Genomic DNA, 22,947 nt, shown 5'->3' with positions numbered 1-22,947 from the left:
GTGAGCGCGGTCGTTGTAGGAGCTGCCGAAGGCTGCGATCTTTGCTGTACGGGCTGCGCTAATCTTCCTGGATTGGCCAATGCGCTTAGGGATATCGACCATGCAATGGATGTTCATGCTGATTGGGCTGCTGCTGGGCTGGTTATTTGACGAGTCGTTCAGCGATGCGCTGTTGGGCGCTTTGCTCGGGCTGGGTATCGGCCAGGGAATCCGCATCGGCCGCTTGAGTACTCAAACCGCCGAGCAGCGGCGCTTGCTCGATCAGTCGCAGGTTGCGCTGAATGCGGTCGAGCAGCGACTGGCATTGCTGGAAGTGTCGGGCGTCAAAACACCTGAAGCCAGTGAACCTGCGGTCAGCGAACCGGTTCCATCCCCTGAAATCATTCTTGAGCAAACCCCTGTCGCAGCCCCGGAGCTGATCTGGGAGTTGCCGCCCGAACTCGAACCCATCACGGCGGCCGCCACCGAAGCCAGTCGTCCGCTGCCCGATGATCTCTGGAAACCCGAGCCGGTCACCCGCGAACCACAGCAACCGGCTGAGCCGCGCGGCCCGAACTTCATCGATCGGGCTATCAGTGGCGCGCGCAACTGGTTGTTCGGCGGCAATACCGTGCTGCGGGTCGGCGTGGTGCTGTTGTTCCTCGGTCTGGCCTTCCTGTTGCGCTACGCCACCGAAGGCATGGTGGTGCCGGTCGAGTTGCGTTACGCCGGTGTCGCGGCGTCGGCCTTGGGCTTGCTCGCGCTGGGCTGGTGGTTGCGCCTGCGCAACAGCAATTACGCGCTGATGCTGCAAGGCACCGGGATTGCGGTGTTGTACCTGACAGTATTTGCCGCGATGCGTCTGCATCCATTGCTCGACCCCACGGCGGCGCTGGGCTTGCTGGTGGTAGTAACAGTGTTCTCGGCGATTCTTGCCATTACCCAAAACGCCTTGGGCTTGGCCGCCGCAGCCGCCCTGGGTGGTTTCGCGGCGCCGATCCTGACCTCCACCGGCGCCGGCAACCATGTCGCGCTGTTCAGCTACTTCGCCTTGCTCAATGCCGGCATCCTCGCCATCGCGTGGTTCAAGGCCTGGCGGTTGCTCAACCTGATCGGTTTTGTCGGCACCTTCGGCATCGGGTTGGCGTGGGGGCTGCGTTCCTATACACCGGAATTGCTGTGGAGCACCGAGCCATTCCTGATCCTGTTTTTCCTGATGTACCTGGCCATCGGCCTGTTGTTCGCCCGGCGCAAGCTGCTGGAAATGAGCGATGCACCCGAGGACGACAGCCGCGAGGCACTGCTGCACTGGTCCGCGCGCAAGGGTGATTACGTCGACGGCACCATGTTGTTCGCGCCACCGCTGGTGGGTTTCGGTTTGCAGTTCGCGCTGGTGGAGCATCTGGAATTTGCCGCGGCCTTCAGCGCCTTGGCGCTGGGCATGATTTACATGGGGCTGGCCCGGTTGCTGATGGGCGGTCGAGCATTGTTGTTGGCGGAAACCTGTCTGGCGCTCGGGGTGATCTTCGCCAGCCTGGCGATTCCTTTGGGGCTCGACGCGCGTTGGACCGCAGCCGCCTGGGCAGTGGAAGGTGCGGGGATTTTCTGGCTCGGCCTGCGCCAACAGCGACCGCTGGCGCGAGCCTTTGCCTTGCTGCTGCAACTGGGCTCGGCACTGGCGTTTCTCAGTGAACTGCGGATCGGCGAGAGCAGCCTGCTCGATGGCGCCCCATTGGGAGCGTTGATGCTCGGCGTGTCGCTACTGTTCAGCTTCTACCAATTGCGCAAATCGTTGCCCGAACAGGCCTCAAAGTGGGAGCGCCAAGCACTGCCGGTATTGGCCTGTCTGGGGCTGACGTTCCTTTATCTGCTGGCACCGCTGTTCTTCTTCACTCATGGCACGGCGATCAGTTGGGCGCTGGCCGGGTTGGCGACGCTGTTCGTCGGCCTGCGCCTGCAATCGAGGACGTTCCTGTTCACCGCGTTCGCCGTGCAACTGCTCGGCGGTGCGTTGTTCCTGTTGCGGCTACAAGGGTCGGGCGGTGAGTCTTCCGCAGTGTTCAGCGCCGGTTGGAGCGGCTTGCTCAGCGCGTCCCTGATCGGGCTGGCGTTGATCGCCGGGATGTTGCTGGCGGCCCGCGACGAAATGGTGCGCAGTGATGTGCGTTTGCTGCGCGGCTTGTCAGTGGTGTTGCTGGCCGGTCTGGTGCTGATCAACCTCGCCGTGTTGTTCGTGTTGCCGTGGCAAACCGCGAGCGCGGTGTGGGCCGCCAGTGGTTTGTTCATCATCTGGCTGAGCCTGTACCTGAAGCAGCGCGTGAGTTTTGTCTTTGGTCTGCTGTTGCAGGTGATCGGTGGCGCTGCGTTCCTGTTCGCCGGGCCGGATCTACTTGGCCCGCTGCTCAGCGAAGGGTTGCGACCGCTGGCGCATAGCGGTTTCTGGACACCGCTGGTGCTGGGGCTGGCCGCATTCGTCGGGGCCTGGCGTCTGCAGCTCGGCAACCATGCTTCGGCCTTCGATGGGTTGAGCCTGCAACGCTTGTCCGAAGTGTTGCTGGTGTGGGGCGCGGGTTGGTGGGCGCTGGCGTGGGTCAGCGAAGTGCTGCGCTTTGCGCCTTTGAATCTGCAAGCCACCTTGTTGTTGGTCGTCGCCGCCGTGAGTGTCGCGCTGTGGACGGTATTGGCACTGCGCCTGAAGTGGTCGTCGCTGGGCTTGCTCTGCACCTTGCTGATTCTCGCAGCAGGTCTGGTGCTGCTCGCAGCCTGGCATTCGCGTTATCACCCGGCCGCCAACTTCGGCTGGCTGGTTTGGACTGCGGTGTTCGTCGTGCATTTCATCTCGCTGCGGCGTCTGGCGCCGACGCTGCCCGCAACAGCCCTGAGCACCGCCCATGTGCTCGGCTGCTGGCTGTTGATCGGAGTGCTGGCCCTGGAGCTGCGTTACGGTCTGCTGCTGTTGTCGGAGCAGTACAACGCCTGGCGCTGGTTGGGCTGGGCGATTCTGCCGAGCCTGTATCTGGTGCTGATGGCTGCACCGCGTGCATGGCCATGGCCGGTATCGGAGTATCCCCGCGAGTACCGGGTCTATGCCGCTGCGCCGTTAGCCTTGTTGATGCTCGGCTGGTTCTGGTTGGCGAACATCGCCAGTGACGGTACCGCCGAACCACTGCCGTATGTGCCGCTGATTAACCCGCTGGAGTTGGGCCTGTTGTTTGCTTTGTTCGGCGTTTACGTCTGGTCTCGCAGCGCCGTGGCGCAAATGGCGATTCGCAAGGATTACGCCGATAACGCCACGCAAGTGATTGCCGGTGTTTCGCTGTTCGTCTTCTTCACCGCACTGGTGATGCGCGCGGCTCACCATTGGGGTGGTGTGCCGTACGCGCTGGATCTGCTGCTTGGGTCGATGTTGGTGCAGGCCGGCCTGTCCATCATCTGGACCCTGATGGCCCTGAGTCTGATGATCGGTGGGCATCTGCGTCATCGCCGCGAAGTCTGGCTGATCGGCGCGGCACTGATCGCGCTGGTGGTCGCCAAGCTGTTCTTCGTTGAATTGAGTAACCGCGGCGGGCTCGCGCGGATCGTGTCGTTTATCGGCGTTGGCGTGTTGCTGTTGGTGGTGGGCTATTTCGCTCCATTGCCGCCCAAACGTGCCGAAGCTATGCCGGATGTTGAAAAACCGGCCCCTGAAACCGAAGGAGTGTCGTCTTGAGTCAGAATCTGAACCTGGGCTGGTGGGGGGCTGTGGTGCTGGGTGTAACGCTGTCGGCCGGCGCGCAGGAAAAACCGGCGGACTTTGCCACGCAGGTGCCGTTGTCGGTGAGTGGCGAAGGCCCGTGGTATCGCCTGGAATTACCCTTGGGTGTGCAACTGAAAGCGCGGCAAACCGATCTCAGCGATCTACGCGTGTTCAATGCCGCCGGTGAGCCTCAGGCTTATGCTTTGGCCCGAGAACCCGCGCAGACCCGTGAAAACCGCACGCTGAACGACGTGAAGTGGTTCCCGTTGTACAACTCGGCGGATGCCACCGAACGCGCGCCGAGTGTGCGCGTGCAATCGAACACCAACGGCACGTTGATCGAAGTGCAACCGTCCAGCCAGCTGGAGGCGGGCGAAGAAGAGCTGCGCGGCTGGTTACTCGATGCCAGTCGAATCAAGGCGCCGTTACAGCAATTGATCCTTGACTGGACCAGCGATCGCGATGGTTTCCAGCGTTTCAGCATTGAAGCCAGCGACGATTTGCAGCATTGGCAGTCGTGGGGCGAAGGGCAAGTGGCGCGTCTGACGTTTGCTGACGAACGGGTCGAGCAGCATGAAGTCGGCCTACCGGGGCAATCGGCGCGCTACCTGCGCTTGCTGTGGAGTTCACCTCAATCGGCGCCAGTGCTGACGTCGGCGCAACTGGAAAGCACTAACCCTCGCACCTTGCCGCTGCCGTTGGTCTGGTCGCAACCGTTGGCTGGCACCAGCGTGAAAGCCGGTGAGTACATCTGGCAATTGCCGATGGGATTGAACGTCCAGCGTTTGCAGATCGAGCTGAATCAACCCAATAGCCTGGCACCGGTGACGTTGTCGGGGCGCCGGGAAACCAGCCTGCCGTGGCAAACGTTGACCAGCGGTTTGCTCTACCGCTTGACCCAGAACGGCCAGGACGTGGTGCAGAACGAATTGCAGCTGCCGGGCCAGACCGTGCAGCAATTGAAGCTGACGGTGGATGAGCGCGGCGGTGGCCTGGGCGCCGAAGCGCCGACCGTCCGATTTGCCGTGCGCTCCACGCAACTGGTGTTCCTGGCGCGCGGGGCCGGGCCTTATACGCTGGCGCTGGGGAGTGCGACGGTGAAGGCGGCGAGCTTGCCATTGTCGACGCTGATTCCGGATTACAGCGCTGCGAAGCTGGCGGCGTTGGGCAAGGCGACGGTGGAGGGTGGGGTTGTGGTGACTCCTGCGGCGACCGTGCCAACGGTGGCGGACACAAACTGGAAGAAATTCGGGTTGTGGGCGGTGCTGTTGCTCAGTGTGCTGGTTTTGGGGGGCATGGCCTTCAGCTTGCTGCGCAAGCCCCCCATCAAATCCTGAAAGCGGGTGCTTTGCACCCAATCGCGAGCAGGCTCGCTCCCGCAGAGGATTGCGATCAGTGTGGGAGCGAGCCTGCTCGCGATAGCGATTTATCGGTCGGTAAAAATGCCCATTTCGAACTACGCTCAACCCCGCACATGAACTCTATTGGGTGTATCACGTCTGATAGGAGGAAATGCGCCCCGACTCGCGCTAAACTGCGCGGGTTTTTAGCCCCCCCATTCCACCGGAGCCTTCCATGTCCCGCGTTACCTTGAGTCGCTATTTGATTGAGCAGACCCGTAGCAACAACACTCCTGCCGATCTGCGCTTCCTGATCGAAGTGGTGGCGCGTGCCTGCAAGGAAATCAGCCACGCCGTGTCCAAAGGCGCCCTGGGTGGTGTCCTGGGCAGCATGGGCACTGAAAACGTCCAGGGCGAAGTGCAGAAGAAACTCGACGTGCTGTCCAACGAGATCCTGCTTGAAGCCAACGAGTGGGGCGGTCACCTGGCCGGCATGGCGTCCGAAGAAATGGACAATGCCTACCAGATCCCGGGCAAATACCCGAAAGGCGCCTACCTGCTGGTATTCGACCCACTGGACGGTTCGTCGAACATCGATATCAACGCACCGGTCGGTACTATCTTCTCGGTGCTGCGTTGCCCGAACGAATACCTGAGCCAGAACGAACCTCTGAACGAAAAGGCTTTCCTGCAGCCAGGCACCGAGCAGGTAGCCGCCGGTTATGCCATCTACGGCCCGCAGACCATGCTGGTGCTGACCCTGGGCGACGGCGTGAAAGGCTTCACCCTGGACCGTGAAATGGGCAGCTTCGTCCTGACCCATGAAGACATCACCATTCCTGAAACCACCCAGGAATTCGCCATCAACGCATCCAACCAGCGTCACTGGGAAGCTCCGGTACAGCGCTACGTGGGCGAATTACTGGCAGGCGAAGAAGGCCCGCTGAAAAAGAACTACAACATGCGTTGGGTCGCCGCGATGGTGGCTGACGTGCACCGCATCCTGACCCGCGGCGGTCTGTTTATGTACCCACGCGACAGCCGCGAGCCGTCGAAGCCGGGCAAACTGCGCCTGATGTACGAAGCCAATCCGATGTCGTTCCTGGTTGAACAAGCGGGTGGCGCATCCACTGACGGCCATCAGCGCATCCTCGACATCCAGCCGGAAGGCCTGCACCAGCGTGTTGCGGTGTTCCTCGGTTCGAAAGAAGAAGTTGCCCGCGTCACGGCTTACCACAAGGAATAAACCATGACCGCGCCCTGGCAGCCGTTGCTCGAATGGTGGTTCGGATCTTTCGAATCACCCAACGAGATATCGGCTGACAAGGGCAAGTTATGGTTCGGCAAGCGCGACAGCCAGGACCTCGAAGCGCGCGAGCGTTTCGGGGACCAGGTCGAGCAGGCACTGGCCGGCGGATTGACCGAATGGGTGCAACACCCTGAAGGTTGGCTGGCCCTGGTGCTGCTACTCGATCAACTTCCGCGAATGATCTTTCGCGATACCCCCAAATCCTTTTCAGGCGACCTCAGGGCTCAGGCACTGGTAGCGCAAGGCATTGCTGCGGATTTCGATCGGCAACTGCGACCGATCCAGCGGGTGTTTATCTATCTGGTGTTCGAGCACTGCGAAAATCTGGCAGTACAGAACGAAGCGGTTTCGCGGTTTCTTGATCTGGTTGAACAGCAACCGGAGGCGGATCGGGCGGTGTTTGCTGACAACCTGGATTATGCCGAGCGGCATCAGAAGATCATTGCGCGGTTTGAGCGGTTTCCCCATCGCAATGCGGTGTTGGGGCGCGAATCTACGGCTGAAGAAATTGAGTTTCTTTCAGGGCCTGGATCCCGCTTCTAGTTTTTCGTTGTCGCTGATGACGCCATCGCGGGCAAGCCCGCTCCCACAGTGATCTCTGTCGTACACAAAATTTGTGTCCACCGAGGATTATTGTGGGAGCGGGCTTGCACGCGATGAGGCTGGTGAAAGCGCCTTAGATCCTGAAACTTCCAACCAGCTGCTTCAACCGCGCCGCCTGCTGCTCAAGGTCAGCACACGCACGCAACGTCGACTGCAAGTTCTCCACACCTTCCTGGTTCAGCGTGTTGATCTCGGTGATGTCGACGTTTATCGACTCCACCACAGCGGTTTGCTCCTCGGTCGCGGTCGCCACGGACTGGTTCATCCCGTCGATCTCACCGATGCGCTGCGTCACGCTGCCCAGGCGTTCGCCCGCCTGGTTGGCGATGCCGACGCTGCTTTCGCTCTGGCGCTGGCTGTCGGTCATGGTGCTGACCGCTTCCCGGGCGCCGACTTGCAGTTCTTCGATCATCTTCTGCACTTGCTGCGCCGAATCCTGAGTGCGGTGGGCGAGGTTGCGCACCTCATCCGCGACCACGGCAAAACCACGGCCGGCTTCACCGGCACGGGCTGCTTCGATGGCCGCGTTGAGCGCCAGCAGGTTGGTTTGCTGCGAGATGCTGGTGATCACTTCCAGAATCTGGCCGATGTTTACCGTGTTGCTGTTCAGGGTTTCGATGTTGCCGCACGAATCGCTGATTTTTGCCGACAGCTGCTGCATGGCAGCAATGGTTTTATCCACCACTTGCTGACCGTCTTCGGCCAAGGCGCGGGCGTCGCTCGAATGCTGCGAGGCGAGGGCGGCGTTCTGGGCGATCTCCTGGGCGGCGGCGCCCAGTTCGTTGATTGCTGCAGCCACGCTGCTGGTGCGTGAGGCTTGCTGATCGGAGTTGAACATCGACGAGTTGGAGGCCGCGACGACTCGCAAGGCGACTTCGTTGACCTGGCCGGTAGCCGAGGACACTTCGCGGATCGAGGTATGAATACGTTCCACGAAACGGTTGAAGGAGGTGCCCAGTGCGCCGAATTCATCCTGGCCGTGAATGGTCAGACGCTTGGTCAGGTCACCTTCGCCCTCGGCGATGTCATGCATGGCGCGGCCCATGGTCAGCAGCGGTTGCATCAGCACGCGGATCAACATGCTCAGCAGTGCGATGATGATCACCACGGCGATGACCATGGCAATGATTGCCGAGGTGCGGAATTCGCTGAGCATCGAGAACGCGGTGTCTTTATCCAGCACCAGCGCCACGTACCAGTCGGCAGACGGCACACCATTGACGTGAGTGAAGGAGATGAACTGGGTTTTGCCGTCCAGCTCGACTTCCTTCAGGCCCGGGCTGATTTTCGGCGCGCCGTTGGGATAGGCGTCGGCCAGGTTCTTGAGCACCAGTTTGCTGTCCGGGTGGATCAGGATCTTGCCGTCGGCGCTGACAATAAATGCATGGCCATGACCGCCGAAATTCAGCAAGTTGATGATCGCGCTGACGCTGGACAGATCAATGTCTGCGCCGGCGACGCCAATCATTTGATTCTGATGCTTCACTGGCGTGGCAACGGTAATCACCAGTTTTCCCGACGATGCCGCAATGTAGGGTTCAGTGACAATGGTCTGTTGCGCATTGTTGGCCGCCTTGTACCAGCCACGCGCGCGCGGGTCGTAGTCTGCGGCGCGGTTGCCGGCCGGGACCGAGAACATCACGCCATCGGTGCCGCCGAAGTAGCTCAGCTGGAAGTTGCTGGTATAGGCCGGCAGGTCGATGGCGCGCTTGAGGTTGGCTTGGGCGCTGCCGTCCACGGCGATCTGCTGGGACAGCGATTGCAGCAACTGGATGCGGCTTTCCAGCCAGGTCTGGATATTGCTGGTGGTCAGGCTGCCGAGTTCCTGCATCGAGGACTCGGTACTGCTGCGTAGGGTCTGCCGCTGGCGGTAATCGTTGAACAGGATGAAGCAGGCGAATGCAACGGCCACCACAAGAGCGGCTGCCAACAGTATTTTGTGGCTGAACTTCATGTTTCTGGTCATTAAATGAGCTACCGCGAAGGGGCTGGTCAACAAGGGGTGTCAATTTGCCACAGTGGAAGGCTTTGCGCTGCTTCTATGTCGACTGGCCAGCGCCAAAGATTAGGCGGCTTCAGCGAAAACCGACGAAATACTCAGCGGCGTGAAAAAGTGGCTGATTTATCGACAAAAGGCTGACGGGTGGCCAAACAAATAGCCGAATGCTCAGGGAACCAGAGAGAGGTTTTCTCTTCTAAGCTTCAGCTTGGCAGCCATGCCATTCCCTTCGCCCCAGGAGTTACACCATGTCGCTGCGTTCTATCGCCTTGCTCTCGTTCTGCGTGTTGTTGGCAGCGTGCGGCAAGATCAATCAGGAAAATTACTCGAAGCTGTCGACCGGCATGCCCAAGGCCGAGGTTGAAACCTTGCTGGGCAAACCGACCGATTGCTCGGGCGCGCTCGGCATGTCCAGTTGCACCTGGGGCGACAAAAACAGCTTTATCAGCGTGCAGTATGCCGGTGACAAAGTGCTGATGTTTTCTGGCCAAGGCCTGAAGTAAACCGGGGCTATGCGCCCGCGGGAGAAAAAAATAATGAAGCGGTTACTGATCGTACTTTTTGCCGGCCTGGTATTGGCCGGCTGCGCCACTTCTGGCGTAGATCCGTTGGCACCCAAGACCGTCAACACGGTCAACCTCAAGCGCTACCAGGGAACCTGGTACGAACTGGCGCGTCTGCCGGTGTATTTCCAGCGCAACTGCGCGCAATCCGAAGCCCATTACAGCCTCAAGCCTGAAGGTGACATGGCGGTGCTGAACCGCTGTCTGACGTCGGACTGGCAATGGGAAGAGGCCAAAGGCACGGCTTATCCACAGGTGCCCGGCAAGGCCGACAAGCTGTGGGTCGAGTTCGATACCTGGTTCTCGCGACTGATACCTGGTGTGGCGAAGGGAGAGTACTGGGTGTTGTACGTCAGCGATGATTACAAGACCGCGATTGTCGGCGACCCGAGCCGCCGTCACCTCTGGCTGTTGTCACGCACCCCGGCGGTCAATGGTGTAGTGCGAGAAGAACTGCTGAGCAAGGCGCGTCAGCAGGGTTATGACACGACGCGACTGATCTGGCGCACGTCGGATACCAAGATGGCCAAGACTTCGAACTAGCGGCGCGGCCGAAAAAGATCGCAGCCTGCGGCAGCTCCTACAGAGTCCGTGTTGATCCGCATTATTGCGGCCAACCGGACCAAGGTAGGAGCTGCCGAAGGCTGCGATCTTTTGCTTTTTCGGTTAACCGAGCAGTTCGCGCAGAACCTGGGTAAACGCCCGATTACTCTCTTCTTCCCCGGCATGCCGCCCGTCACGCACAACCCACTGGCCGTTGACCAGCACATCCCGTACCTGGCGATCACCGCCGGCAAACAGCCAACGATTGAGAATCCCGTCGCCACTGGCCGTCGCCAGGTACGGATCGTTGCCATCGAGCACTAACCAATCCGCACGCTTGCCGACTTCCAGGGCGCCAATCGGCTGCCCCAGCGCCTGGGCGCCGCCATCCAGCGCGGCGTCGTACAGTGTGCGGCCGACCATCGGCTGATCCGCGCCATACAAACGATTACGCCGCTGATCACGCAGACGTTGGCCGTATTCCAGCCAGCGCAATTCTTCCACCACGCTTAACGACACGTGACTGTCAGAACCGATGCCCATGCGCCCGCCCTGTGCCAGGAAATCCACCGCCGGAAAAATCCCGTCGCCGAGGTTAGCTTCGGTGGTCAGGCACAGGCCGGCGATGGCGCGGCTCTTGGCCATGAGCGTGACTTCTTCCGGGTTGGCGTGAGTTGCGTGGACCAGGCACCAGCGCTGATCGACTTCAGTGTTTTCGTACAGCCATTGCAGCGGACGGCGACCGCTCCAGCTCAGGCAGTCATCGACTTCCTTCTGCTGTTCGGCAATGTGAATGTGTACCGGGCACTGCTTGTCGCTGGCTGCCAGCACTTCACTGATCTGCTGCGGGGTGACCGCGCGCAACGAGTGGAAACACAAACCCAGGGCCTGCGCCGGTTGCTGTGCCAGGATCGGCTGCAAGCGCGACTGAAGTTTCAGGTAGTTTTCAGTGCTGTTGATAAAGCGGCGCTGACCTTCGTTCGGGGTCTGGCCGCCGAAACCGGAGTGGCTGTAGAGCACCGGCAGCAGGGTCAAACCGATACCGGCAGAGCTGGCGGCCTGACTGATGCGCAGCGCCAGTTCGGCTGGGTCTGCGTACGGTTGGCCGCTTGTGTCGTGGTGTACGTAATGAAATTCCGCGACCGAGGTGTAACCGGCCTTGAGCATTTCGATGTACAGCTGACGGGCGATGACGCCGAGTTGGTCCGGGCTGATTTTTCCGACGAGCCGGTACATCAAATCGCGCCAGGTCCAGAAACTGTCATTCGGATTACCCGCCACTTCCGCCAACCCGGCCATGGCCCGCTGGAAGGCGTGAGAGTGCAAGTTCGGCATTCCCGGCAGTAGCGGACCGCTCAGCCGTTCGGCGTCATCTGCATGAGAATCGGCCTGGATATGGGTCAGTACGCCATCGGCGCTGACCTCAAGACGTACATTGTTGGCCCATCCACTAGGCAGCAGCGCGCGTTCGGCAAAGAAGGCGGACATGGTTCAGCACCCCATCGTGTGTTATTTGTATATACATATACAGACGTTTGCCTGCTCGGTAAACTCCGGCAAGCTAGTAGCCCTCAACAAATGAACAAGGATTAACCGTGCCAACTCCGTCTGCCACATTGCCGCCGAATGCCAATCTGAGCGCCAATCTGGGCGACAGTCCGGCGCCCTTGTACGCCCGCGTCAAACAGATGATCACCCAGCAAATCGACAGTGGAAACTGGCCGCCGCACTACCGCGTTCCGTCGGAAAGCGAGTTGGTCAGCCAGCTGGGTTTCAGCCGCATGACCATCAACCGCGCACTGCGCGAGATGACCGCTGACGGCTTACTGGTGCGCATGCAGGGTGTCGGTACGTTCGTCGCCGAGCCGAAAAGTCAGTCAGCGCTGTTTGAAGTGCACAACATCGCCGATGAGATCGCCTCCCGTGGCCATCGTCACACTTGCAAGGTGATCACCCTCGAAGAAGAGGCCGCAGGTTCCGAGCGGGCTCTGGCCCTGGACATGCGCGAAGGCCAGAGGGTTTTCCACTCGCTGATCGTGCATTTCGAAAACGATATTCCGGTGCAAATCGAAGATCGTTTCGTCAACGCGCTGGTGGCACCGGACTACCTCAAGCAAGACTTCACCCTGCAAACGCCCTACGCCTATCTGAATCAGGTCGCGCCGTTGACCGAAGGCGAGCACGTGGTCGAAGCGATTCTCGCCGAGCCGTCCGAATGCAAGTTGCTGCAGATTGAGAAGGGCGAACCTTGCCTGCTGATTCGTCGCCGCACCTGGTCCGGCCGTCAGCCCGTGACCGCCGCCCGTTTGATCCACCCCGGTTCCCGTCATCGTCTGGAAGGACGGTTCCATAAATAAAGAGCCATAAATGAGCCAGTTGAAAGTGTTACGCGCGGCAGATTACCCGCGCATGCCGTGGAAAAACGGCGGTGGCAGTACCGAAGAAATCACCCGCGATACCGGTGTGGGCCTTGATGGTTTTGGCTGGCGCCTGTCGATTGCCGATATCGGTGAGTCGGGCGGGTTTTCCACCTTTGCCGGTTATGAGCGGGTGATCACCGTGCTGCAAGGCGAGGGCATGACCTTGCGCGTCGACGGTCAGGACACGCGGTCGTTGTTACCGCTGGACCCGTTTGCTTTCAGTGGCGAGAGTCATGTGTCCTGCACATTGCTCGGCGGACCGATTCGCGATTTCAACCTGATTTATGCGCCGGACCGTTACCACGCGCGATTGCAGTGGCTGGAGGGCGAGCAGCGGTTTTTCAGTTCGGCCGGCACCGTGCTGGTGTTCAGTGTGGTTGAACAGCTTGAAGTGACGGTGGGTAACAACGCCTCTCAGCTAGGACGCCATGATTGTCTGCAACTGGACGGTAACGTTGGCCTGCTGGATATCTCTATCAAGGGGCAGTGCTGTGTGATCGAGTTGATCGCACGCTGATCCAAAATCCTTAAAAGATCGCAGCCTTCGGCAGCTCCTACATTGATCATGTTCGCCGCAAATATTGTGGATGGACATTGAATCTGTAGGAGCTGCCGAAGGCTGCGATCTTTTGCTTTTCAGCGTTTCCCATCGCGCACCACTTTGTTACCGAACGCCCCAGCGTGGCGCAAAACCACGCTCAAGTAACAGCCGTCGTCCTCGCGCAAAATCCCCCCGAAAAATTTCATCTCCGTTAAAACCCTTGATCTACGGGCTTTCCAGCCCCTTCAAAACTTTTCTTGAACACCCATTCAGCAAGTTGGCCGCTTGATTGCATATGCTTGTATGTACAAGTAAAGACGTATGCGTATGAGTCGATCGAGACTCCTCGCAACGTCCACTGATTCGCTTGTGTCGCTTTGACGCGCACAGGCTGGCTTGCCCACCGCCAGGGTTGGTTTGGATTGATTGATGAGGAGTCTTTTTCGTGACTGACAATAAGCCCACTAAATACCGTGACGTCGAAATCCGCGCTGCCCGCGGTAACAAGCTGACCGCCAAAAGCTGGCTGACTGAAGCGCCGCTGCGCATGCTGATGAACAACCTCGACCCGGAAGTCGCCGAGAACCCTAAAGAACTGGTGGTTTACGGTGGTATCGGTCGTGCGGCACGTAACTGGGAATGCTACGACAAGATCGTCGAAAGCCTGACCAACCTGAACGACGACGAGACCCTGCTGGTGCAATCCGGCAAGCCGGTCGGCGTGTTCAAGACCCATAGCAACGCCCCGCGCGTACTGATCGCCAACTCCAACCTGGTGCCACACTGGGCGAGCTGGGAACACTTCAACGAACTCGACGCCAAAGGCCTGGCCATGTACGGCCAGATGACTGCCGGCAGCTGGATCTACATCGGCAGCCAGGGCATCGTTCAGGGCACCTACGAAACCTTCGTCGAAGCCGGTCGCCAACACTATAACGATGACCTGAAAGGTCGTTGGGTCCTGACCGCAGGCCTCGGCGGCATGGGTGGCGCGCAACCATTGGCCGCAACCCTGGCCGGCGCTTGCTCGCTGAACATCGAATGCCAGCAGGTCAGCATCGATTTCCGCCTGAACAGCCGCTATGTCGATGAGCAAGCCACCGACCTCGACGACGCGCTGGCCCGCATCGCCAAATACACCAAAGAAGGCAAAGCGATTTCCATCGCCCTGCTGGGCAACGCGGCTGAAATTCTGCCTGAACTGGTCAAGCGCGGCGTGCGCCCGGACATGGTCACCGACCAGACCAGCGCCCACGACCCGCTCAACGGCTACCTGCCGGCCGGTTGGACTTGGGAAGAGTACCGCGCTCGTGCCAAGACCGAGCCTGCTGCCGTGGTCAAAGCCGCCAAGCAGTCCATGGCCGTGCACGTTAAAGCGATGCTCGACTTCCAGAAAATGGGTATTCCGACCTTCGACTACGGCAACAACATCCGTCAGATGGCTCAGGAAGAAGGCGTCGAGAACGCGTTCGACTTCCCAGGCTTCGTACCGGCTTACATCCGTCCGCTGTTCTGCCGTGGCATCGGTCCATTCCGTTGGGCTGCGCTGTCGGGCGATCCGCAGGACATCTACAAGACTGACGCCAAAGTAAAAGAACTGATTCCGGACGACGCCCACCTGCACAACTGGCTGGACATGGCCCGTGAGCGCATCAGCTTCCAGGGGCTGCCGGCACGTATCTGCTGGGTTGGCCTGGGCCTGCGCGCCAAGCTCGGTCTGGCGTTCAACGAAATGGTTCGCAGCGGTGAATTGTCCGCGCCAATCGTGATCGGTCGCGACCACCTGGACTCCGGTTCGGTAGCCAGCCCGAACCGCGAAACCGAATCGATGCAGGACGGTTCCGACGCCGTGTCCGACTGGCCACTGCTCAACGCTCTGCTCAACACCGCGAGCGGCGCGACCTGGGTTTCCCTGCACCACGGCGGCGGCGTCGGCATGGGCTTCTCCCAGCACTCGGGCATGGTGATTGTCTGCGACGGTACTGACGAAGCGGCCGAGCGTATCGCTCGCGTACTGCACAACGACCCGGCTACCGGTGTCATGCGTCACGCCGATGCGGGTTACCAGATCGCAATCGACTGCGCCAAGGAGCAGGGTCTGAACCTGCCAATGATTACCGGCAAGTAATGCTTGCCCTGTAGGAGCTGCCGAAGGCTGCGATCTTTTGATCTTGATTTTGATCTTGAAAAGATCGCAGCCTCGTTTCACTCGACAGCTCCTACGCAGCTCCTACAGAGAAACAACCAACACCGAATAACAATCCACAGAGGTTGAATCATGGCTGTTAACAGCGATCGTGCAGGCAGTAAACCGTTGATCGAGAAACGTTCGATCGACTACATCCCGGAAGCGGAGAGACACGGTCGTCTGTTGAGCCAGTTCACCCTGTGGATGGGTGCCAACCTGCAAATCACCGCGATTGTCACCGGGGCCCTGGCCGTGGTGCTGGGCGGTGATGTGTTCTGGTCGTTGATCGGTCTGTTGATCGGTCAACTGCTCGGCGGTGGCGTAATGGCGCTGCATGCGGCGCAAGGGCCCAAGCTTGGCCTGCCGCAGATGATCTCCAGCCGGGTACAGTTCGGCGTGTATGGCGCGGCCATCCCGATCGTGCTGGTGTGTCTGATGTACCTCGGTTTCACCGCAACGGGCACGGTGCTTTCCGGCCAGGCGCTGGGCCAGTTGTTTGGCGTCAGCGACAGCGTCGGGATCCTCATCTTCGCCAGCGTCATCGTGCTGGTCACGGTGCTCGGTTATCGAGTGATTCATTTCATCGGCCGTGTCGCCAGCGTCATTGGCGTGATTGCCTTCGTTTACCTGTTCAGTCGCTTGATGAGCCAGACTGACGTCGGCGCACTCCTGCAAATCCGCCACTTCAGCTGGACCAGCTTTCTGCTCGCGGTGTCGCTCGCAGCGTCCTGGCAGATCGCCTTCGGCCCCTACGTGGCTGACTATTCACGCTACCTGCCGAGCAAGACTTCCTCGGTGAAGACCTTTTTCGCCGCTGGCGCCGGTTCGGTCATTGGCGCACAGGTGGCGATGATCCTCGGCGTGCTTGCGGCCGCCTCGGCCAACGGGCAGTTCGCCGGCCACGAAGTGGCCTACATCGTGGGTCTGGGCGGTACCGGTGCCACCGCTGCGCTGCTGTACTTCAGCATCGCGTTCGGCAAGGTCACCATCTCCACGCTGAACTCCTACGGCAGCTTCATGTGCATTGCGACCGTCATCAGCGGTTTCCGTGGTGACCTGCGGGTAACGCGCTTGCAGCGTCTGGTCTTCGTGCTGGTCATCGTCGGCACTGCGACCCTGATCGCATTGCTCGGTCAGCACTCGTTCCTCGGTGCGTTCAAGTCCTTCATCCTGTTTTTGCTGGCCTTTTTCACGCCATGGAGCGCGATCAACCTGGTGGACTACTACTGCATCACTCGCGAGCGCTATGACGTGCCGGCGCTGGCCGATCCGAACGGTCGCTACGGCCGTTGGAACCCTCTCGGTATCAGCGTCTATGTCTTCGGTGTGCTGGTGCAACTGCCGTTCATCTCTACCAAGTTCTACACCGGTCCGCTGGTGGACGCCCTTGGGGGTGTGGATATTTCCTGGATCATCGGTCTGGTGCTTCCCGCAGGCCTGTATTACGTGTGCGCAAAAAAATGGCACAGCGCAGTACCCGATCACCTGATTCTGCCAGTCGAGCAGGACAGCGATGCAGCACCTATAACAAGCGGGGCCGGTCGCGCTGCGGCGCAGGCCTGATTGGACGTGGACAGGGCTGGATGCCTCTTGACTGCCGTAAGCCAACTCATGATTAGGAGCGTCAAACAATGAAATCGAACAAGACCCTGCTGACCACATTGCTTTCCATGGGCCTGTTGGCCAGTGCTGGTGCCACTCAGGCGGCTGGCTGGTGCGAATCAGGCAAACCGGTGAAGTTCGCCGGCCTGAACTGGGAAAGCGCCATGCTGCTGACCGACGTGATGCAAATCGTCTTGGAGAAAGGCTACGACTGCAAGACCGACAGCCTGCCAGGCAACTCCATCACCATGGAAAACGCCCTGAGCAGCAACGACATTCAAGTGTTTGCCGAAGAGTGGGTCGGTCGTAGCGAGGTCTGGAACAAGGCCGAGAAGGCCGGCAAGGTTGTCGGTGTCGGCGCGCCTGTCGTGGGTGCTGTCGAAGGCTGGTACGTGCCGCGTTACGTGATCGAAGGCGACACCAAGCGCAAGCTGGAGCCAAAAGCCCCAGACCTGAAAGCGATCGCCGATCTGGGCAAATACGCTGCCGTGTTCAAGGATCAGGAAGAGCCATCCAAGGGCCGTTTCTACAACTGCCCGGCCGGCTGGACCTGTGAGCTGGACAACAGCGAAATGCTGAAAAGCTACGGTCTGGAAAGCACCTACACGAACTTCCGTCCGGGCACCGGTCCGGCACTGGATGCCGCGGTGCTGTCGAGCTACAAACGTGGCGAGCCGATCCTGTTCTACTACTGGTCGCCAACCCCGCTGATGGGCCAGGTTGACCTGGTGAAACTCGAAGAGAAACCAGGCGTGAACAAGGAAGTGACCATCAAGGTCGGCCTGTCCAAGACCTTCCACGAGCAAGCCCCGGAACTGGTGGCTGTGCTGGAAAAGGTCAACCTGCCAATCGACCTGCTGAATCAGAACCTCGGGCGCATGGCCAAAGAGCGGATCGAATCGCCAAAACTGGCCAAGATCTTCTTGAAGGAACATCCTGAAGTCTGGCACGCGTGGGTGAGCGAAGACGCAGCCAAAAAGATCGACGCGGCCTTGTAGGTTGAGTCTCTCCGACTGTCGGCAACGGCAGTCGGATGCTTGATCGCAACCCCTTGATTGAGAGTCTTTTTATGTTTCCCGAAAGCTTTACCTTTTCCATCGCCGACTGGGTCAACAGTTGGGTCGATTCGCTGGTCACCAACTACGGCGATGTGTTCCGCAGCATCTCCGACACCCTGTTGTGGGCCATCGTCAATCTCGAAGGGCTGCTGCGTGCGGCGCCTTGGTGGCTGATGCTGGCGATCGTGGCGGGCGTTGCCTGGCACGCGACCCGCAAAGTCGTGACCACGTCGGTCATCGTCGGTCTGCTGTTCCTGGTGGGTGCGGTCGGCCTCTGGGACAAGCTGATGCAGACCCTGGCGCTGATGATGGTGGCGACGGTCATCTCGGTGCTGATCGGCATTCCGTTGGGCATTCTCTCGGCGCGCAGCAATCGCTTGCGTTCGGTGCTGATGCCGCTGCTGGACATCATGCAGACCATGCCGAGTTTCGTGTACCTGATTCCGGTATTGATGCTGTTCGGCCTGGGCAAGGTCCCGGCGATTTTCGCCACGGTGATCTACGCCGCGCCGCCGCTGATCCGTCTGACCGATCTGGGTATTCGTCAGGTCGACGGTGAAGTGATGGAAGCGATCAACGCCTTCGGCGCCAATCGCTGGCAACAACTGTTTGGCGTGCAACTGCCGCTGGCTCTGCCGAGCATCATGGCCGGGATCAACCAGACCACCATGATGGCCCTGTCGATGGTGGTGATCGCCTCGATGATCGGTGCCCGTGGCTTGGGTGAAGATGTGTTGGTGGGGATTCAGACCCTCAACGTCGGACGTGGGCTTGAGGCCGGTCTGGCGATCGTGATTCTGGCAGTGGTCATCGACCGCATTACTCAGGCGTATGGTCGGCCACGGCATGAGGTGAGCAAATGAGCAACGAAGCCATCAGCAAGATCGAAGTCAAAAACGTCTTCAAGATTTTCGGCAGCCGCTCCAAGGATGCGCTGGGCATGATTGGCCAAGGCAAGACCAAAGACCAGGTATTGGCCGAAACCGGCTGCGTGGTTGGCGTGAACGACCTGTCGCTGAGCATCGGCACCGGCGAGATCTTCGTGATCATGGGCTTGTCGGGTTCCGGCAAGTCGACCCTGGTGCGCCACTTCAATCGCCTGATCGACCCCACCAGCGGCGCGATCCTGGTGGACGGCGTGGACATCCTGCAATACGACATGGAAGCCCTGCGCGAATTTCGCCGGCACAAGATCAGCATGGTGTTCCAGAGCTTCGGCCTGCTGCCGCACAAGACCGTGCTGGATAACGTCGCCTACGGCCTGAAAGTGCGTGGCGAGACCAAGCAAATGTGCTCCGAGCGTGCGCTGCACTGGATCAACACCGTGGGCCTCAAGGGCTACGAAAACAAATACCCGCATCAGCTTTCCGGCGGTATGCGCCAGCGTGTGGGCCTGGCTCGCGCCCTGGCGGCTGACACCGACATCATCCTGATGGACGAGGCGTTCAGCGCCCTCGACCCGTTGATCCGTGCCGAGATGCAGGACCAATTGCTGGAACTGCAAAAGACCCTGCACAAGACCATCGTCTTCATCACTCACGACCTCGACGAGGCTGTGCGTATCGGCAACCGCATCGCGATCCTCAAGGATGGCCGCCTGATTCAGGTCGGCACGCCACGAGAGATCCTGCATTCGCCGGCGGATGAGTATGTGGACCGGTTTGTACAGCGGCGAGCTGCGGTGGTTTGAGAAATTTGCGGTGATCGGGCGGGCCTCATCGCGGGCAAGCCCGCTCCCACAGGGATTGGTTGTGTTGCACAAATTTTCTTCACACAACAGAGCACTGTGGGAGCGGGCTTGCCCGCGATGGCGCCGGTAAAGCTGCATCAATATTCAGGTTGTACGCACGAGGTTAATGATGTCCCAGGCTGAAAAAATCGTTATCGCCGACGCCCCGTTGCGCTGGCAGGATGTGGTCGCAGTCGCTCGTCACGGCGCGCAGCTCGAGCTGTCGCCCCAGATCTGGGCGCGGATCGAAAACGCCCAGGCGATCGTCCAGCGCATTGTCGCCAGCGGCGAGCGTGCCTACGGCGTCAACACCGGCCTGGGCGCCTTGTGCAACGTCTCGCTCAAAGGCGAACAACTCAGCCAATTGTCGCGCAACACCTTGCTCAGTCACGCCTGTGGCGTCGGCGCGCCATTGGCCGACGAACAGACCCGCGCAATCATCTGCGCCGCTATTCGCAACTATAGCCATGGCAAATCCGGCATTCATCGCCGAGTGGTCGAAGGCCTGTTGGCTCTGCTCAATCGTGGCATCACCCCGCAAGTGCCGTCCCAGGGTTCGGTGGGCTACCTGACCCACATGGCCCACATCGGAATCACGCTGCTGGGTGTCGGCAATGTCAGCTATCGCGGACAGATCGTTTCCGCGCAGCAGGCGTTGAGCGAGGAAGGTCTGCAACCGGTTCAGCTCGGCGCCAAAGATGGCTTGTGCCTGGTCAACGGCACGCCATGCATGACCGGTCTCAGCTGTCTGGCAATTGCCGATGCGACGCGTCTGGTGCAGTGGGCCGATGTGATCGGTGCCATGAGCTTCGAAGCCCAGCGCGGTCAGATCGCCGCGTTCGATGCCGAGATCATCGCGCTCAAACCTCATCCAGGCATGCAGCAAGTCGGCATCAACCTGCGGGCGTTGCTTGATGGCAGTGAAGTGATTGCCAGCAGCAAAGGTATTCGTACTCAGGATGCATTGAGCATCCGCTCGATCCCGCAAGTCCACGGCGCCGCTCGCGATCAACTTGAGCACGCGAAAAAGCAGATCGAAACCGAACTCAATTCTGTCACCGACAACCCGATGTTGCTGGGCACGCCGGACAACTTCCGGGTGGTATCCCAAGCCAACCCGCACGGTCAGTCAGTGGCATTGGCGGCGGATTTGCTGGCGATCGCCATGGCCGAAATCGGCTCCATCGCCGAGCGTCGGCTGGACCGCTTGATCAACCCGCATGTCAGCGGTCTGCCGGCGTTTCTGGTGGCCAACCCCGGGGTGAATTCCGGGATGATGATCGTCCAGTACGTTGCCGCGTCCCTGTGTGCGGAAAACCGTCAATTGGCGCAACCGGCGGTGCTCGATAACTACGTCACCTCGGGCTTGCAGGAAGACCACTTGAGCATGGGCACCAACGCGGCGCTGAAGCTGCATCGCGCGCTGGAAAACTGCACGCAGATCCTCGCCATTGAGTATTTGCTGGCATCCCAGGCGTTTGAATTCCTCAAAGAACAACGCTTCGGCGCCGGTACCGATGCCGCGTGGCGTCTGCTGCGCGAACGAGTTCCGGCCTACGACCAGGACCGCTGGCTGGCACCGGACATCGCCAGTGCCGCCGCCGTTTTGAAAGACCCGATTTTGCTGCACAAAGTGTTACCGAACCTGAACTGATTTCCACCACACCAGCGTGCCAAGGCGCGGCTCCCCAGAAGGCGAGACGCGACGGACAACGGACATCTCCGGAGCGTCTGGTGAGTTAATGACAAACTCTCAAAAGGAGCACGAAATGACTGCGCTAAACCTGATTCCCGGCCAACTGAGCCTTGCCCAACTGCGTGATGTTTATCAGCAACCGGTCAAAATCACCCTCGACAACAGTGCCTCGGCCCAGATCGAAGCCAGCGTTGCCTGCGTGGAACAGATCCTCGCCGAGAACCGCACTGCTTACGGCATCAACACCGGTTTCGGCCTGCTGGCTTCGACCCGCATCGCCAGCGAAGACCTGGAAAACCTCCAGCGCTCGCTGGTGCTGTCCCACGCCGCCGGTGTTGGCGAGCCGATCAGCGACGCCTTGGTGCGGTTGGTCATGGTGCTCAAGGTCAACAGCCTGAGCCGTGGTTTCTCCGGCATTCGTCGCGTAGTGATCGACGCGCTGATCGCCCTGATCAACGCCGAGGTTTACCCACACATTCCATTGAAAGGTTCGGTGGGTGCATCCGGTGACCTGGCGCCTTTGGCCCACATGTCGCTGGTGCTGCTGGGCGAAGGTAAGGCGCGCTACAAAGGCGAGTGGATGGAAGCAACCGAAGCGCTGAAAGTCGCCGGTCTGACCCCATTGACCCTGGCTGCCAAAGAAGGTCTGGCGCTGCTCAACGGTACTCAGGTTTCTACCGCTTACGCTCTGCGTGGCTTGTTTGAAGGCGAAGATCTGTTTGCTGGTGCCCTGGCCATTGGTGGTATGACTGTTGAAGCGGTGCTGGGCTCGCGCTCGCCGTTTGATGCACGCATTCATGCCGCACGCGGTCAGAAAGGCCAGATCGACGCCGCTGCCGCTTACCGCGATCTGCTGGGCGAGCGCAGCGAAGTATCCGACTCGCACCAGAACTGCGAAAAGGTCCAGGACCCGTACTCCCTGCGCTGCCAGCCGCAAGTCATGGGCGCCTGCCTGACCCAGTTCCGTCAGGCCGCCGAAGTGCTCGCCATCGAAGCCAACGCTGTCTCCGATAACCCGCTGGTGTTCGCCGCTGAAGGTGACGTGATCTCCGGCGGTAACTTCCACGCCGAGCCGGTGGCCATGGCCGCCGACAACATGGCTTTGGCCATCGCTGAAATCGGTTCCCTGAGCGAACGCCGCATCTCGCTGATGATGGACAAGCACATGTCGCAACTGCCGCCATTCCTGGTGGCCAATGGCGGCGTGAACTCCGGCTTCATGATCGCCCAGGTGACCGCGGCGGCATTGGCCAGTGAGAACAAGGCGCTGTCTCATCCGCACTCGGTGGACAGTCTGCCGACGTCGGCCAACCAGGAAGACCACGTGTCCATGGCACCGGCGGCGGGCAAGCGTCTGTGGGAAATGGCGGAAAACACGCGTGGGGTTCTGGCAGTGGAATGGCTGGCGGCGGCTCAGGGTCTCGACCTGCGTGAAGGTCTGAAAACCTCGGCCAAACTGGAAAAGGTCCGGGCGATTTTGCGGGCTGAAGTGCCGTTTTATGAGAAAGACCGTTTCTTTGCACCGGACATCAATGCGGCGAGCGAGTTGTTGGCCACGCGTTGCCTGAATGAGCTGGTTACGGCGAAGTTGTTGCCTAGCCTGTAATGGCTCCTTCTCTGATGATCGTTCCCACGCTCCGC

General features: G+C 60.1%; 17 protein-coding genes. 15 read left to right on the top strand and 2 right to left on the bottom strand.

The window, feature by feature from the left end:
* Positions 1–100 precede the first annotated feature (100 nt).
* The 4 genes from JFU11_RS17250 to JFU11_RS17235 all read left to right on the top strand — a co-directional run bounded on the left by JFU11_RS17250 (position 101) and on the right by JFU11_RS17235 (position 6,907).
* Complete coding sequence (locus JFU11_RS17250) at positions 101–3,688, top strand: DUF2339 domain-containing protein (protein WP_201061487.1); 3,588 nt, start codon at positions 101–103, stop codon at positions 3,686–3,688.
* On the top strand, positions 3,685–5,052 hold the full coding sequence (locus tag JFU11_RS17245; protein WP_201061485.1) for a DUF3999 domain-containing protein: 1,368 nt from the start codon (positions 3,685–3,687) through the stop codon (positions 5,050–5,052). The genes JFU11_RS17250 and JFU11_RS17245 overlap by 4 nt, the downstream gene beginning before the upstream one ends.
* A 238-nt stretch (positions 5,053–5,290) precedes the next feature.
* Positions 5,291–6,301, top strand: a complete 1,011-nt coding sequence (locus tag JFU11_RS17240; protein ID WP_123721615.1) for a class 1 fructose-bisphosphatase — start codon at positions 5,291–5,293, stop codon at positions 6,299–6,301.
* Positions 6,302–6,304: 3 nt separating this feature from the next.
* A complete protein-coding gene (locus JFU11_RS17235) occupies positions 6,305–6,907 on the top strand; it encodes a DUF924 family protein (protein ID WP_201061483.1) in 603 nt (200 codons plus the stop codon).
* Positions 6,908–7,040: 133 nt separating this feature from the next.
* Here JFU11_RS17235 and JFU11_RS17230 read toward each other — a convergent pair whose 3' ends face one another.
* Positions 7,041–8,933, bottom strand: coding sequence for a methyl-accepting chemotaxis protein (locus tag JFU11_RS17230; RefSeq protein ID WP_201061482.1), 1,893 nt, complete (start codon positions 8,931–8,933; stop codon positions 7,041–7,043).
* Between the two features lie 281 nt (positions 8,934–9,214).
* Here JFU11_RS17230 and JFU11_RS17225 point away from each other — a divergent pair, with 281 nt between their 5' ends.
* Together JFU11_RS17225 and JFU11_RS17220 are read left to right on the top strand one after the other, a co-directional pair.
* Positions 9,215–9,469 (top strand): hypothetical protein, encoded by a 255-nt coding sequence (locus JFU11_RS17225; RefSeq protein ID WP_007907841.1) that lies wholly within the window; start codon positions 9,215–9,217, stop codon positions 9,467–9,469.
* A gap of 33 nt (positions 9,470–9,502) precedes the next feature.
* Complete coding sequence (locus tag JFU11_RS17220) at positions 9,503–10,072, top strand: lipocalin family protein (protein WP_201061480.1); 570 nt, start codon at positions 9,503–9,505, stop codon at positions 10,070–10,072.
* A 123-nt stretch (positions 10,073–10,195) separates the two neighbouring features.
* On the opposite strand, the gene JFU11_RS17215 is transcribed toward JFU11_RS17220, so the two are convergent.
* Positions 10,196–11,560: a formimidoylglutamate deiminase gene (locus tag JFU11_RS17215; RefSeq protein ID WP_123721611.1), complete on the bottom strand. Its 1,365-nt coding sequence runs from the start codon at positions 11,558–11,560 to the stop codon at positions 10,196–10,198.
* Positions 11,561–11,760: 200 nt separating this feature from the next.
* Here JFU11_RS17215 and hutC point away from each other — a divergent pair, with 200 nt between their 5' ends.
* From hutC to hutH (JFU11_RS17170), 9 genes are all read left to right on the top strand, one after another.
* Positions 11,761–12,429 (top strand): histidine utilization repressor, encoded by a 669-nt coding sequence (hutC, locus tag JFU11_RS17210; RefSeq protein ID WP_201061667.1) that lies wholly within the window; start codon positions 11,761–11,763, stop codon positions 12,427–12,429.
* A 10-nt stretch (positions 12,430–12,439) separates the two neighbouring features.
* Positions 12,440–13,009: a HutD family protein gene (locus JFU11_RS17205; RefSeq protein ID WP_123721609.1), complete on the top strand. Its 570-nt coding sequence runs from the start codon at positions 12,440–12,442 to the stop codon at positions 13,007–13,009.
* 469 nt (positions 13,010–13,478) lie between these two features.
* On the top strand, positions 13,479–15,161 hold the full coding sequence (gene hutU / locus JFU11_RS17200) for a urocanate hydratase (protein WP_123721608.1): 1,683 nt from the start codon (positions 13,479–13,481) through the stop codon (positions 15,159–15,161).
* Between the two features lie 150 nt (positions 15,162–15,311).
* On the top strand, positions 15,312–16,784 hold the full coding sequence (locus JFU11_RS17195) for a cytosine permease (RefSeq protein ID WP_201061477.1): 1,473 nt from the start codon (positions 15,312–15,314) through the stop codon (positions 16,782–16,784).
* Between the two features lie 68 nt (positions 16,785–16,852).
* Complete coding sequence (locus JFU11_RS17190; protein WP_123721606.1) at positions 16,853–17,821, top strand: ABC transporter substrate-binding protein; 969 nt, start codon at positions 16,853–16,855, stop codon at positions 17,819–17,821.
* Positions 17,822–17,892: 71 nt separating this feature from the next.
* Positions 17,893–18,744, top strand: a complete 852-nt coding sequence (locus tag JFU11_RS17185; RefSeq protein WP_030129253.1) for a proline/glycine betaine ABC transporter permease — start codon at positions 17,893–17,895, stop codon at positions 18,742–18,744.
* Positions 18,741–19,571, top strand: coding sequence for a glycine betaine/L-proline ABC transporter ATP-binding protein (locus JFU11_RS17180; protein WP_201061476.1), 831 nt, complete (start codon positions 18,741–18,743; stop codon positions 19,569–19,571). Before JFU11_RS17185 ends, JFU11_RS17180 begins: the two co-directional genes overlap by 4 nt.
* A gap of 169 nt (positions 19,572–19,740) precedes the next feature.
* On the top strand, positions 19,741–21,264 hold the full coding sequence (gene hutH / locus JFU11_RS17175) for a histidine ammonia-lyase (protein ID WP_201061474.1): 1,524 nt from the start codon (positions 19,741–19,743) through the stop codon (positions 21,262–21,264).
* A gap of 115 nt (positions 21,265–21,379) precedes the next feature.
* Entirely contained in the window at positions 21,380–22,912 is a 1,533-nt protein-coding gene (gene hutH / locus JFU11_RS17170; protein WP_201061471.1) for a histidine ammonia-lyase, read from the top strand.
* Positions 22,913–22,947 lie beyond the last annotated feature (35 nt).

It is taken from the genome of Pseudomonas sp. TH37, assembly GCF_016650735.1.
Taxonomy (GTDB): domain Bacteria; phylum Pseudomonadota; class Gammaproteobacteria; order Pseudomonadales; family Pseudomonadaceae; genus Aquipseudomonas; species Aquipseudomonas farris.
The sequence above is the reverse complement of the archived record's forward strand: the minus strand, read 5'-3'. Positions and strand labels throughout refer to the sequence as shown.